The sequence below is a fragment of the Gehongia tenuis genome, assembly GCF_014384795.1.
Lineage (GTDB): Bacteria > Bacillota > Clostridia > Christensenellales > NSJ-53 > Gehongia > Gehongia tenuis.
In genome coordinates this window covers 992,508-1,005,596 of the sequence record NZ_JACRSR010000001.1, presented here as the reverse complement: position 1 = coordinate 1,005,596, position 13,089 = coordinate 992,508, and the positions used below count along the sequence as shown (strand labels likewise).

12 protein-coding genes are annotated in these 13,089 nt (G+C 52.7%); 9 read left to right on the top strand and 3 right to left on the bottom strand.

Annotated features, from left to right (window positions below):
• The first annotated feature begins 46 nt into the window (after window positions 1-46).
• The 8 genes from miaB (at window position 47) to H8696_RS05030 (ending at window position 9,513) form a co-directional block, all read left to right on the top strand.
• Entirely contained in the window at window positions 47-1,465 is a 1,419-nt protein-coding gene (gene miaB / locus H8696_RS05065; protein WP_407926353.1) for a tRNA (N6-isopentenyl adenosine(37)-C2)-methylthiotransferase MiaB, read from the top strand.
• Complete coding sequence (locus tag H8696_RS05060) at window positions 1,462-1,851, top strand: YlbF family regulator (RefSeq protein ID WP_249315429.1); 390 nt, start codon at window positions 1,462-1,464, stop codon at window positions 1,849-1,851. The genes miaB and H8696_RS05060 overlap by 4 nt, the downstream gene beginning before the upstream one ends.
• A gap of 64 nt (window positions 1,852-1,915) precedes the next feature.
• Window positions 1,916-4,540: a DNA mismatch repair protein MutS gene (gene mutS, locus H8696_RS05055; protein WP_249315427.1), complete on the top strand. Its 2,625-nt coding sequence runs from the start codon at window positions 1,916-1,918 to the stop codon at window positions 4,538-4,540.
• 10 nt (window positions 4,541-4,550) lie between these two features.
• Complete coding sequence (gene mutL / locus H8696_RS05050; RefSeq protein ID WP_249315425.1) at window positions 4,551-6,482, top strand: DNA mismatch repair endonuclease MutL; 1,932 nt, start codon at window positions 4,551-4,553, stop codon at window positions 6,480-6,482.
• Entirely contained in the window at window positions 6,482-7,399 is a 918-nt protein-coding gene (miaA, locus tag H8696_RS05045) for a tRNA (adenosine(37)-N6)-dimethylallyltransferase MiaA (protein ID WP_249315423.1), read from the top strand. Before mutL ends, miaA begins: the two co-directional genes overlap by 1 nt.
• A 68-nt stretch (window positions 7,400-7,467) precedes the next feature.
• Entirely contained in the window at window positions 7,468-7,734 is a 267-nt protein-coding gene (gene hfq / locus H8696_RS05040; RefSeq protein ID WP_249315421.1) for an RNA chaperone Hfq, read from the top strand.
• A 60-nt stretch (window positions 7,735-7,794) separates the two neighbouring features.
• Entirely contained in the window at window positions 7,795-9,054 is a 1,260-nt protein-coding gene (locus tag H8696_RS05035; RefSeq protein ID WP_330605342.1) for a methionine gamma-lyase family protein, read from the top strand.
• A gap of 45 nt (window positions 9,055-9,099) precedes the next feature.
• A complete protein-coding gene (locus H8696_RS05030) occupies window positions 9,100-9,513 on the top strand; it encodes an EamA family transporter (RefSeq protein WP_249315417.1) in 414 nt (137 codons plus the stop codon).
• A gap of 61 nt (window positions 9,514-9,574) precedes the next feature.
• Here H8696_RS05030 and lexA read toward each other — a convergent pair whose 3' ends face one another.
• Window positions 9,575-10,180 carry a transcriptional repressor LexA gene (lexA, locus tag H8696_RS05025; RefSeq protein ID WP_249315414.1) on the bottom strand — a complete coding sequence of 202 codons (606 nt, stop codon included), beginning with the start codon at window positions 10,178-10,180 and terminating at the stop codon, window positions 9,575-9,577.
• Between the two features lie 95 nt (window positions 10,181-10,275).
• Window positions 10,276-11,325, bottom strand: a complete 1,050-nt coding sequence (locus tag H8696_RS05020; protein WP_249315408.1) for a tyrosine-type recombinase/integrase — start codon at window positions 11,323-11,325, stop codon at window positions 10,276-10,278.
• 137 nt (window positions 11,326-11,462) lie between these two features.
• Between H8696_RS05020 and H8696_RS05015 the strand changes: the two genes are divergently transcribed.
• Window positions 11,463-12,482, top strand: coding sequence for an LCP family protein (locus H8696_RS05015; protein ID WP_249315406.1), 1,020 nt, complete (start codon window positions 11,463-11,465; stop codon window positions 12,480-12,482).
• 142 nt (window positions 12,483-12,624) lie between these two features.
• On the opposite strand, the gene rnhA is transcribed toward H8696_RS05015, so the two are convergent.
• Window positions 12,625-13,071 (bottom strand): ribonuclease HI, encoded by a 447-nt coding sequence (gene rnhA / locus H8696_RS05010; protein WP_249315404.1) that lies wholly within the window; start codon window positions 13,069-13,071, stop codon window positions 12,625-12,627.
• Window positions 13,072-13,089: the final 18 nt, after the last annotated feature.

Sequence of the window (13,089 nt, the reverse complement as noted above, 5' to 3'; positions counted from 1 at the left end):
GTTGCCGGTTTGTCCTAAAAAAGTTATAATGGATACAGTACGGAAAATGGGAGAAAAGTCTTTGAAGATGATCGATTTTGAATCCCTGGAAAAACAGAATGCAGCCCTTAAGGCGCTCCAAGGATGGGGCGCGGGGAAAAGCTATCACATCGTGACCTATGGCTGTCAGATGAACACCCACGATTCGGAGATTCTCGCGGGGCTCCTGGAGAAGGCTGGACTCATGGCCGAAGAGGATATAAAAAAAGCGGATCTTGTTCTTTTTAACACCTGCTGCGTTAGGGAAAACGCTGAACTCAAGGTTTTCGGCAACGTGGGCGCTTTAAAGCCGCTCAAGCGCAAACGCCCGGAACTCATTGTGGCTGTGTGCGGCTGCATGATGCAGCAAAAGGGCACGGCTGAGGAGCTCAAAAGAAAATTTCCCTTCGTGGATTTGATCTTTGGAACCCATAATGTTCATGAATTCCCGTCCATGTTGCTTGAATGTCTTTCGGAACAGCGGGGGATTCTTGAGGTTTGGGACAGCGATGGATGGGTGCTGGAAGGCATGCCCGCCCGGCGGGAGAACGGTGCCGCGGCCTGGGTGACGGTGATGTATGGCTGCAACAACTTTTGCTCCTATTGTATTGTGCCTTATGTGCGCGGCAGGGAGCGCAGCCGCACCATGGATGCGGTGCTGGCGGAAGCGGCGGAGCTGGCGGCCGGCGGCGTGAAGGAGATCACGCTTCTTGGACAAAATGTCAATTCCTACGGCAAGGATCTGCCGGATGGGCCATCCTTTGCCCGGCTTTTGCAGCGGGTGAGCGAAGTGCCAGGGATTGAAAGGGTTCGCTTTATGACCTCTCATCCCAAGGATTTGACGGAGGAACTGATGGACGCCATTGCGGGGGCGCCCCATATCGCCAATCAGCTTCATCTGCCGGTGCAGTCGGGGAGCAACGCCGTGCTTCGTGCGATGAACCGGGTGTACACTCGGGAAGCGTATTTGGAGCTCATTGACCGGATGCGGCAGAGGGTGCCGGATATTGATATTACGACGGATCTTATGGTGGGCTTTCCCGGTGAAACGGAAGCGGATTTTTGCGAGACCCTGGACCTGGCGGAAAGAGTGCGTTTCGCTTCGGCGTTCACATTTGTCTATTCCAAACGTCCGGGCACGAGGGCGGCTTCGGCAGAAAATCAGGTGCCGGAGGATGTAAAAAATGACCGGATCCGGCGCTTGGTGGACCTGCAAAACCGCATCACCTATGAGGAAAATCAGAAGCTTTTGGGTACTTCGCAAAAGGTTTTGGTGGAACGCGGGAGCAAGCGCGGCGAAAACTTTTATATGGGCCGCAGTGAAGGCGGCCGCACGGTAAATTTGCAAGGCACGCCCGATATACTGGGACGGATTGTCACGGTAAAGATCGTTCGGGCGGGAAAGAATAGTCTTACAGGAAAAATTGAAAAGGAGACGTGGACATGACCGTATTTGAAAGTGTAAAGAGTTTGGGAGAGGCCATCAAGGAAAGTCCTGAATTTGTGAGGGTGCAGGAAACGGAGGCCGCCGTGGCCGCCAACGCTGAAGCCGAGGGCCTTTTGGCCAAGTTTGATCAGCAGAAGGAAGAACTCCAGTCTTTGATGATGCAGCCCCTCGCAGATAAGGAGCTCATTCACAGCAAGACCAAGGAGTACCAGGACACCTACAAGACGCTGGGCGAGAATCCCCTCATCCATGAGATGATGGAGGCCCAGCAGGGTTATTCCGATCTTTTGAAGCAGGTAAATCAGCTGCTGAAGTTCTATGTTACCGGTGAGATGGATCAGGGCTGCTCGCCGGACGGCTGTGCATCCTGTGCTGGATGCCACTAAAACGGGCTGAAGGCGATCGTTTTAAAAAGGCTTTGTGAGGTTTTAGAGGGTAAAGGGGTGGAGTATGACAAACACGACGCCCATGATGCAGCAGTATTTTGAGATCAAGGAGCGGTATAAAGACTGCATCCTGATGTTCAGGCTGGGCGATTTCTATGAGATGTTCTTTGAGGACGCCGTTACAGCGTCCAGGGAGCTTGAAATCACGTTGACCGGCCGGGGTCCCAAAAACAAAAATCCCGAGGATAGGGCACCCATGTGCGGAGTGCCCTATCACAGCGTGGAAGGCTATATTCAAACGCTGATTGGGAAGGGCTACAAGGTTGCGATCTGTGAACAGCTCACCGATCCTGCCGAGAGCAAGGGCATGGTGGAGCGGGATGTGATCCGGGTGATCACGCCGGGCACGGTTATTGAAGGCACCATGCTGGACGAGAAGAAGAACAACTACCTCATTGCCCTGCATAAGGGTGAAATGGGGGTGGGAATGGCTTATGCCGATGTCTCGACCGGCGAATTTTACGCGGGTGAATTCACCGGGCCGCTCTATATGGAGACGGTGGTGAGCGAGCTCATCCGTCTGGAATCGCCGGAAATCATCGCCAGCGAGACCATGTTCCTGGCTTGGAACGATAGAATGCTGGATCAGAGTGAGCAGCGCTTTCCCATCTCCTGCTATGCCAGCCCCGACTTTGATTTCAGCCGGGCCAGGGAGCGCCTGGAGGAGCACTTCAAGGATAACTTTGACCCGATCTATTGGAACGCCATGCCGCTGGCTGTGGAAGCAGCCGGGGGTCTTTTGGCATACCTTGCGGAAACCCAGTTGAACGCTTTGCCTCATATTCGGGAGATTTGGGCGGTCAATACCCGAGCCTATATGCCTCTTGACGCCACCACCCTGCGCAATCTGGAATTGGTGGAGACCCTTCGAAGCGGCAAGAAGCGGGGGTCCCTGCTGTGGGTGCTGGACAAGACGGGAACCGCCATGGGCGGACGTCTCATTCGGCAGTGGGTCCAGCAGCCCCTTGCTGACCGGGCAAGCATCATACGCCGTCTGGACGGCGTGGAAGAGCTGGTGAAAAACTATATTTCCGCCGACGAGCTGAGGGAGTATCTGAAAAACGTCCACGATATCCAGCGTCTCATCAGCCGCATTTCCTACGGCTCCTTTAACGCCCGGGACTGCCTGTCGCTCACCCAGTCCATGGCTCAGGTGGCGCCCATCAAAAGCTGCATGTCGGGCTTCAAAAAGCCGGAGCTGAGAGATATCGCGAAAAATCTCAATCCTCTGAATTCCCTGGTGGCTCTGCTGAAAAGCGCCATTGCCGACGATCCGCCCTTTTCCATCCGGGAAGGGGGACTTATTCGGGACGGGTACGACAAGGTGCTGGATGGCTATCGCAGCGCCGCCACCGATGGCCGGACCTGGATCACCGCTCTTGAGGAACAGGAGCGGGAGGCCACCGGCATCAAGAACCTGAAGGTGGGCTATAACAAGGTTTTTGGTTACTATATTGAGGTCACCAAATCCTACTACGATCAGGTGCCCTATCGTTACGTGAGGAAGCAGACGCTGGCGAACGCGGAACGTTACATCACCGAGGAACTGAAAAACCTGGAGGAGACCATCCTGGGGGCCGAGGAGAAATCGGTTAAGCTGGAATATCAGCTTTTCTGTGAGCTTCGGGAAAAGCTTACGGAGAAACTGGGGGCTCTGCAGCAGACCGCACAGGCTTTGGCGAAGCTGGATTGTCTGCTGTCCCTGGCAAGGGTTGCCCAGGACTATGATTACGTCAAACCGGAGCTCAATCAAAAGGGCGTCATCGAGATCAAGGCGGGGCGCCATCCCGTGGTGGAGCGTTCCCTCCGGGAACCCTTTGTGCCCAATGACGCCTATATGGATGGCCAGAATCATCGCCTGATGATTATTACCGGCCCCAATATGGCTGGCAAGAGCACCTATATGCGCCAGGTTGCCCTCATCGTGCTCATGGCCCATATGGGCTCCTTTGTGCCGGCGAGAAGCGCCAACATTGCTATCACCGACCGAATCTTTACCCGGGTGGGCGCGTCCGATGACCTCGCCTCCGGACAAAGTACGTTCATGGTGGAAATGAGTGAAATGGCCCATATTCTTCGGAACGCCACCGCCAACAGCCTCTTGATTTTGGATGAAATTGGAAGAGGCACCAGCACTTTCGACGGGCTCAGTATCGCCTGGTCGGTGGTGGAATACATCTGTAATCCCAGCATTCTGGGGGCAAAGACGCTCTTTGCCACCCATTATCATGAGCTCAGTGAATTGGAGGGCAGGCTTCCTGGCGTGCAGAACTATCGGATCTGTGTGCAGGAGGTGGGAGAGGATATCGTCTTTCTGAGAAAGATCGCCAAGGGCGGCGCAGATCGAAGCTTTGGTATTGAAGTGGCCAAGCTGGCGGGATTGCCCGAGGGCGTGCTGACCCGGGCCAGAGAGATTCTGGGCAGCCTGGAGACGGCGGATATCAACCAAACGTCCATCGGCCATCAGATTTTGGAGACCAAGGAACAGCCCGAACAGACCTCGCTCATTGAGGATCTGGTTTCGAGGCGCATCCTGGACCGTCTGCGGGTGCTGGATATCAGCCAGCTCACGCCCATGGATGCCATCAATCAGCTCAACTATTTTGTTGAGGAAGCCAAAAAGGTGTAAGGAGGCAACATTGCAGCAGATCATCCATATCCTATCCACACAAACTGCCAATCAGATCGCCGCGGGCGAGGTGGTGGAACGTCCCGCCTCGGTGGCCAAAGAGCTGATGGAGAACGCTCTGGACGCTGGAGCGACGGCCATTACCTTGGAGATTCGCGAGGGCGGCATTGAATACCTTCGGGTGACCGATAACGGCTGGGGGATTCCCCAGGGCGAGGTGCCCAAGGCGTTTTTGCGCCATGCCACCAGCAAGATTGAAAGCGAAAACGACCTCATGTCCATTGCGACCCTTGGATTTCGCGGCGAGGCTTTGGCCAGTATCGCCTCCGTTTCCCGGCTCACCCTGCTCACCCGGACGAAGGATGGAGAAACGGGGTTTCGCTACGCCTTGGAGGGCGGTGAAATAAAGGATGAAGGGCCTGTTGGATGCCCGGTGGGAACCGCCATCACGGTGGAAGATCTGTTCTTTAATACGCCTGCTCGGCGGAAGTTCTTAAAGAAGCCTTCCGCCGAGGCCACTGCCGTTTGCGACCTGGCCCAGCGGCTTATTCTGTCCCACCCGGAGGTGGCCTTCAGAGTGGTCACGGGGGGCAAGACGCTCTATCAAAGCTATGGGGACGGCGATCTTAAAAACGCCATCTATGTGGTCTATGGCAAGAATGTTTTTGCATCCCTGATGAAGGTGGATGAGACGCAGAGCGGCGTACGGGTGGAAGGTTATGTGGGGGGATCGGATATTGCCCGGGGCAACCGAACCCATCAAACCTTCTTCATCAATGGGAGATATGTGCGAAGCGCGCTGCTCTCCCAGGCTCTGGAGGCCGCCTATCAGACCCATCTGACCATCAACCGCTACCCTTTTTGCGTGCTCAATATCCGTCTGCCGCTGGACCAGGTGGATGTGAACGTTCATCCGGGCAAGCTGGAGGTGCGTTTCAAGGACGAACGATTCATCCGCGAAATGGTCATGCAGGCGGTGCGGAAAGCGATTCAGAGCCAGGAACCGTTGGCGGCCGCCATGGACCGCCCGGCTTTTGGAAGCCAGCGTTATGATCGGGAACAGCCAAAGTTTAGGGTGGCACCGCCAACGGCGGCTGCAGGTAATCCAAAGAATGAGGCAATGCTGACGAGGCCCAAGGATAATCATCGCTCAACCCGGACTGAATTCAAAACGTATAATATTCAAACTGATACACGGGACGCAAACACAATTGAGGATGTCCGCAGCGAGATTCCAATCAGGATTTTGGATACGCTCATGCAGCCCTTGAAGAGTGAAATGGGAGAGGCAGCTGCCGTGACGGTCAGAGAAGCGGCAGAACCTTTGCTGGCTCCGCTCACGGCCAAGGAAAATCTCTTTTCGGATGCGCCTCATCGGCTTATTGGTCAGGCCTTTTTGACTTATCTTATTGTGGAGAAGGGAGATTATCTCTACATTATTGATCAGCATGCCGCACATGAGCGTATTCTCTATGAAAAGTTCACAGCCGAGATGGCCAAGGGTTCGGTGGATGCCCAGCCGCTGCTGGTGCCCTATATCCTGGAGCTCAGTGCACCTGAGAAGTCCGCACTGGAGGAAAACCTGGAGGATCTCCGGGGCATCGGTTATGATCTTGAGGAATTTGGGCCATTCTCCTATCGGGTTACCGCTATTCCCGCTCTCCTGGGAGAACCGCCCCTGCGTGAACTCTTCTATGACGTTTTGGCTGAGCTTATGGACAGCCGCAGGCCAACGGCCCTTGAAATCAAGCGCAGCCGGCTTATCACCCTGTCCTGTAAAAAGGCAATCAAAGGCGGCGATTCCCTCAGCAGGGATGAGGTGAATTATTTGATGGACCTGGTGCTCAGCGAGAAGGTGCCATTGACCTGCCCCCACGGCCGTCCCATCCTTACCGTGATGACGCGGACCGATATTGAAAAAAAGTTTAAGAGGATTCAGTGATGTCTAAAACACCCCTTGTCGCCATTGTTGGGCCCACGGCCAGCGGCAAGACAGCCGTTGCTGTGGCGCTAGCTCATCTTTGCGAAGGAGAGATTGTCTCAGCCGACTCCATGCAGGTCTATCGGGGGATGGAGATTGGCACTGCTCAGCCTGCCATGGCGGAACGGGAAGGCATTCCCCATCATCTTATGGGTGTCCTCGATCCGAAGGAAAGCTTCAGCGCAGCGCAGTTTGCCGCTCTCGCCCAACAGACCATTGCGGATATCCAAAGCCGGAACAAAATGCCCATTCTGGTGGGAGGCTCCGGATTATACGTCAATGCGATCATCTACGATATGGGATTTGACGCGGTTCAGAGTGACCCCGCAATTCGCGACCGGCTCAGTCAAGAATGGGAAGAGGATTCCCGGAGCCTGCGCAAAAAACTGATGGATGTGGACCACGCATACGCCGTTAAAATTCACGAAAACGATGCAAGACGCACCATACGGGCCCTGGAGGTCTATGCGCTGACGGGGAGCCCCTTTTCCAGCTTCACAAAGGATTTCCGCACCTTGGAATCTCCCTATGATCTCTCCCTTTTCGGTTTGACGATGGAGCGCGAAATTCTGTATGATCGAATCAATCGGCGTGTGGATCAAATGATGGACCTAGGCCTACTGAATGAAGTTCAAAACTTGTTCAATCAAGGTATTTCCCGGGAAAGTACCGCAATGCAGGGGTTGGGCTACAAGGAATTGGTCGATTATCTGGAAGGAAAATGTACGCTGGAAGAAGCGCTGGAGACGGTCAAGCGGGAAAGCAGAAGATTTGCTAAACGACAGCTTACCTGGTTTCGGCGGGACGATCGGATTTGTTGGCTGGACGGGACAAAAAATGTTCATGAAAATGCCACATGGATGTACGAAAACCTGTAAATTTGGCCTTTACCATGAATCTGTTTTAATGCTATAATAAGGCATATAGAAAAAGGAGGTAACCTCTTATGGGTGGTAACCGTTCAGTTTCCTTACAAGATGTGTTTCTCAATCAGGTTCGTAAAGATCGAATTGCCGTGACCATTCATTTGGTCAATGGATATCAATTCCGCGGATTTATTAAAGCATTTGACAACTTTGTTGTGATTGTGGATATTGAGGGTAAGCAACAGATGATTTATAAACATGCACTGTCCACGATCACGCCTGCAAGACCTGTTTCGTTCATGCCGCCCGCCAGTGCGGAAAGTGGAGCCGGTGCCAGCGAAGAATAAGTGTCAACCTCAAAGCCCCTATGGTGAATAGGGGCTTTTTTGTGCGGAAAGGAGAAAGCCATGTTTAATTTTTCTAATTCGATACAAACTGTGATGGAGCGGGCAATGGAGTCCTGTAGGACGGAGATGGCCCGAATCGGTGGACTGGCCCTCTACAATGAGAGCAAGGTGCTGTCAGCTTTCCAGAAGCTCCGAGTAGGCAATCATCACTTCATGCCCACAAGCGGCTACGGTTACGATGATCCGGGCAGGGAGACGCTGGAACGGTTGTTCTGCGAAATTTTTGGCGGTGAGGCAGCGCTGGTCCGACCTCAGTTTATGTCCGGAACCCATGCCATTGCAGCAGCCCTTTTCGGTGTGCTTCGGCCGGGCGATCTTCTTTTAAGTGCCACGGGACGGCCCTACGATACGCTGGAAGAAGTGATTGGCATATCCGGAGGAGAAGGGAACGGCTCCCTGAAGGATTACGGTATCGACTACGATCAGGTGGATATGACCGGAGAGGGGCAAGTTGACCTGGTCGCGTTGAGAAGCAAATTGCAGACCGAAATGCCTGCGGCAGTATTTATCCAGCGCTCCCGTGGCTACGCTTGGCGGCCCGCCCTGGGCATGGATGAGCTGAAGAAGGTGGTGGAGCTGATCCGCTCCGTGCTGCCGGACACTGTCATCATCGTGGACAACTGCTACGGTGAATTTACGCAGCGAGTTGAGCCTTTGGAAGTGGGCTGTGACCTCATGGCCGGTTCTCTCATCAAGAATCCGGGCGGCGGCCTTGCGCCCACCGGCGGCTATGTGGTGGGCCGGCAGGATTTGGTGGAGAAGGTCTCCTATCGCCTCACGGCTCCGGGAATCGGCGCGGAGGTGGGCTCCTATGCCGCAGGCTACACCCCTTTTTATCAGGGGCTTTTCCTGGCGCCCCATGTGGTCGGGGAAAGCCTCAAAGGAATGGCCTTAGCGGCTAGCCTCTTCCGGCAACTGGGCATGGAGGTTTATACCGATGCGGAGCCTTCCGACATTATTCTGCCTATCCGCTTTGGTGAGCGGAACAAGCTTATCGCCTTCTGCCAGGCCATCCAAAGCGCATCACCCATTGACAGCCATGTGGTGCCCGAGCCCTGGGACATGCCTGGCTACGGTGATCCTGTGATCATGGCGGCGGGAACCTTTGTGCAGGGTGCTTCGCTGGAGCTCAGTGCGGATGCGCCCATCAAGGAACCCTATATCGGTTACCTCCAGGGGGGGCTTACGCTGGAGCACATTCAGCTGGCTCTCATGCTGGTGCTCGAGCGGATGGCCCGTGAGGGACTCATCGAAATTTAAAAGGGGATGGAAGGCTTGGTCAAGACGACAGGAAGGAAGATTGAAATGTGGGTGATCTATGCGCTCTTGTCCGCCTTTTTTGCGGCAGCGACCTCCATCTTGGCCAAGATGGGCATCGAGGGCGTCAATTCCAATCTGGCTACAGCCATTCGTACGGTGGTGGTGCTGGTTATGGCCTGGGGTTTGGTGTTCATCACAGGCACTCAGGCGGGCATCACGGAAATCACGGGAAAGAGCTGGATGTTCCTCATTCTGTCCGGTCTAGCAACGGGCCTGTCCTGGCTGTTCTACTACAAGGCGCTGCAGATGGGGGAAGCCTCCAAGGTTGTACCCATTGACAAATTCAGTGTGGTGATCAGTATGGTGCTGGCTTTTGTGGTGCTCCATGAGGCCGTCACGATAAAGACCGTTATCGGCGGCATTTTGATCACGATTGGAACGTTTGTCCTTATTTTATAGCCGAGTCGATGACAAACGCTTAAACAAAAAAAGACGGCAGGGATGCCGTCTTTAAATTTATTTACAGGATACTGCGGAATAGACCGATAACCTTACCCAAAATTTCCACCTCTTTGACCAGAAGGGGTTCCATAGCGCTGTTCTCGGGCTGCAGACGGATATGATCCTTTTCCCGATAGAAGCGCTTGACGGTAGCTTCCTGATCGATCAGTGCGGCCACGATATCACCATTTTCAGCCGTGGGCTGGGGACGAACCACCACATAATCGCCCGGCAGGATACCCGCTTCAATCATGCTTTCGCCCATAACGCTCAGCACAAAGGATTCTTCCGGAACCATCGATTTGGGAAAGGGCATGTATTCTTCGATGTTTTCCAGAGCGAGAATGGGCGTACCGGCCGCAATCTTGCCCACCACGGGGACATAGACAGGAACGGCTGGCACTTGATTATCCAATAATTCGATGGCCCGGGGTTTGGAGGGATCCCTGCGGATATAGCCCTTCTTTTCCAGACGATCCAGGTGTCCATGGACCGTGGATGTGGATTTAAGACCCACTGCGGAACAGATCTCACGAACGGTGGGGGGATAGCCCCGATTTTCCACCGTGCTGTGGATGTAGTCCAGGATCTTTTTCTGTTGGCCTTTCAAGTTCGAGCTATCCATGGGCGACCTCCTTGCCATCTTTACATCAATATTTTAACATGAACGGATAAGGCAAACAACAGTTTGATATGGATTTTATATACCAATTTTTTCTGTTATTCGCCATCATCCCGCAATTTGATCACTTGTGCCGCCCGGCGAAGGGATTCATCATCGGTGGCGGCATAGTGTTTTTTTGTGGTATTGACATCCTTGTGACCCAAAACCTGGGCAACCAAATAGATATCGTTCGTCTCTTGATACAGCGCGGTGCCAAAGGTGCTGCGAAGTTTGTGGGGCGTGATCTTTTTTAAAGGCGCCGCAACGCTTGCATACTTTTTAACCAGATTTTCCACGGACCGGACATTGATGCGTTTTTTCTGTGAGGATAGGAACAGCGCGTTTTCGTGGCCGGGCAGCGGAGTGATGGCATTGCGTTCCACAAGATAATCCTTTAAAGCCTGTTCCACCTCATGACCGAAATAGACGATCTGCTGATCGCCGCCCTTACGGGTGATGCGCAGCCCATTCACATTGAAATCCACATCCCCGAGGTCCAGTCCGATGCATTCACTCACCCGCATACCCGTTCCCAGCAGCGTGGTTAAAAGAGCCAGATCCCGGGTCCGAGTCTTCCGATGATATCGTCTCTGTGTTTCTGTCATGGATTCCCCGGATTCCACAAGATCGAGCAATTTGGCCACTTCATCGGGCTCCAGATAGAGAATGGGCTTTTGACGGATCTTGGGGAAATTGGCCAGCGACGCCACATCCCGCTCAATCCATTCCAACTGATACAGATATTTAAAATAGGAACGGAGGGAGGCGAGCTTCCTGCTTTTTCCCGAAGCATCGTTCTCCAAATCCCGGTCATTTCGGGAATATAGGGTTAAATATTCCAAATAGAGCTCCATATGATTGATATCCAGCTTGTCAAGATCCGAAGTTTGTATCGAATCCATGGATTTTTGGCGAAATTCCGGTATTTTTTCCGTTAAGAAAGTGAAAAAAATTCGTAAATCATAGCAATAATTGAGCCGGGTAAGTATGGACGTCCGCGGCTCAATACTGCGTATGAAATCCTGGCAGGAAGGCGGCAATTCCTCCAAGAGTTCCCGCAGTTTCCGCGTTTTCTCGCGGTTCACATCCTTTGCATAAGTAGACATAATGCACCTCAATATTTATTATAATCCATCCTATGGGGAACGTCAATTCTGAGTTCAATCGAGGATTCCGCGAATTTGCCACCGCCTGATTCTTATGTTATGATATAAAGAATCTTGGAGAAAGGGGACAAAATAACATGCGGCGACATACGTTGATGCGCGTTCTGGGCGGGATACTTGCGGTGCTTGTCCTGGCGTGTGCGGGTTTGTTCTATTATGTATATAAGATTGTAGGCGACCGTCATGTGGAATATTCCAGTGAAGAGAATCAGGCTATTGTATCATCCATCAGTGAGGAGGCCAAAGCAAAAACCGGCGGGGTGAAGAATTTTGCCGTTTTTGGGGTGGATACCCGCGGCACCACATACGAGAACACGCGTTCCGATGTGGTAATGATCGTATCGGTGGACGAGGCCAACGGAAAGATGACACTCACTTCGGTCCCTCGGGACTGCTATGTGGAAATTCCTGGGCACGGTCTTGATAAGATGACCCATGCCTATGCCTATGGCGGGGCTGCGCTAGCCATTCAGACCCTTAATCGAAATTTTGACTTAAACATTACTGAATATGTAACTATGAATTTTTGGGCTGTGGAATCGATTATCGACAGCATTGGCGGCGTGGAAGTCAATGTGAAGGATTATGAGGTTAAAGAATTAAATGTTACTATAAGCGAATTGAATTCAAAGGCGCCCAGTACAAGTGTCCAATCTGTTGCAGGGATCAGCGGAGCGGGCCAGCAGACGCTGAACGGACGGCAGGCCGTAGCCTACATGCGGATTCGTATGGTGGGTAATGGTGATTATGAACGCATGGAGCGGCAACGGACGGTCATGATCCAAGCATTTAATGAAGTTAAAAATTTGGGCGTGACCAAACTGGCCAGCGTGGCAGAAAAATGCTTACCCAATGTACAGACCAGTTTGTCCTTTACGGAAATCTTAAGCATGGGTAAATCGGCATTGGCGGGCATGAAGAATATCGAGCAAAGTCAGCTGCCGCTTACAGACGATGGCAGTGGCAAGATGATCAATAAGGTTTGGTACTTTGTTCCGAAAGACTTGACGGGCAGTGTGGAGAAATGGCACAGCGAGATCTACGGAACACCTTACACAGCATCCAAGACGGTGAAGAATATTGCCAGTCAGTATTGATTCCTGAACAAAAAAGGACTGCATCGAAGCATTGCGCTTCATATGCGGTCCTTTTTAGGCTCAAAATACCCCTTACTATTCGTAAAACTTTTCTTTTACGAATAGTACTATATATCCCCAAAAGACCGGAACCATCCCCCGTTTATTCGACAGCCCGGTGATCCTTAATATTTTGGACAGCCACCTGGTCACAGCGATTGTTGTATGCGTTGTCAGCATGGCCCTTGACCTTGATCCATTCGATATTGTGCACAGCCGCATAATGAATGAGCAGCCGCCAAAGATCCTGATTCTCCACGGGCTTCTTCTGCGAGGTTTTCCAGCCGTTCCGCTGCCAGGCCACAATCCATCGTTTTTCAAAGGCATTGATCAGGTAGGCACTATCGCTGTATAGCTTCACTCTGCACGGTTCTTTTAGAGCTTCGAGACCCTGAATCGCCGCAAACAGTTCCATTCGGTTGTTGGTGGTTTCCTTCACATATCCATCCAACTGCTTTTCATGACTTCCATATAAAAGGATGGCGCACCAGCCCCCCGGTCCCGGATTTCCGGAACATGCACCGTCGGTATACAGTACAACTTCTTTCATAGTTCCCCTATCTGGTAA

Coding starts and splice junctions, on each gene's coding strand:
- miaB (WP_407926353.1), top strand. CDS start 47: ATGGGAGAAAAGTCTTTGAAGATGATCGATTTTGAATCCCTGGAAAAA.
- H8696_RS05060 (WP_249315429.1), top strand. CDS start 1,462: ATGACCGTATTTGAAAGTGTAAAGAGTTTGGGAGAGGCCATCAAGGAA.
- mutS (WP_249315427.1), top strand. CDS start 1,916: ATGACAAACACGACGCCCATGATGCAGCAGTATTTTGAGATCAAGGAG.
- miaA (WP_249315423.1), top strand. CDS start 6,482: ATGTCTAAAACACCCCTTGTCGCCATTGTTGGGCCCACGGCCAGCGGC.
- hfq (WP_249315421.1), top strand. CDS start 7,468: ATGGGTGGTAACCGTTCAGTTTCCTTACAAGATGTGTTTCTCAATCAG.
- H8696_RS05035 (WP_330605342.1), top strand. CDS start 7,795: ATGTTTAATTTTTCTAATTCGATACAAACTGTGATGGAGCGGGCAATG.
- H8696_RS05030 (WP_249315417.1), top strand. CDS start 9,100: ATGTGGGTGATCTATGCGCTCTTGTCCGCCTTTTTTGCGGCAGCGACC.
- lexA (WP_249315414.1), bottom strand. CDS start 10,180: ATGGATAGCTCGAACTTGAAAGGCCAACAGAAAAAGATCCTGGACTAC.
- H8696_RS05020 (WP_249315408.1), bottom strand. CDS start 11,325: ATGTCTACTTATGCAAAGGATGTGAACCGCGAGAAAACGCGGAAACTG.
- H8696_RS05015 (WP_249315406.1), top strand. CDS start 11,463: ATGCGGCGACATACGTTGATGCGCGTTCTGGGCGGGATACTTGCGGTG.
- rnhA (WP_249315404.1), bottom strand. CDS start 13,071: ATGAAAGAAGTTGTACTGTATACCGACGGTGCATGTTCCGGAAATCCG.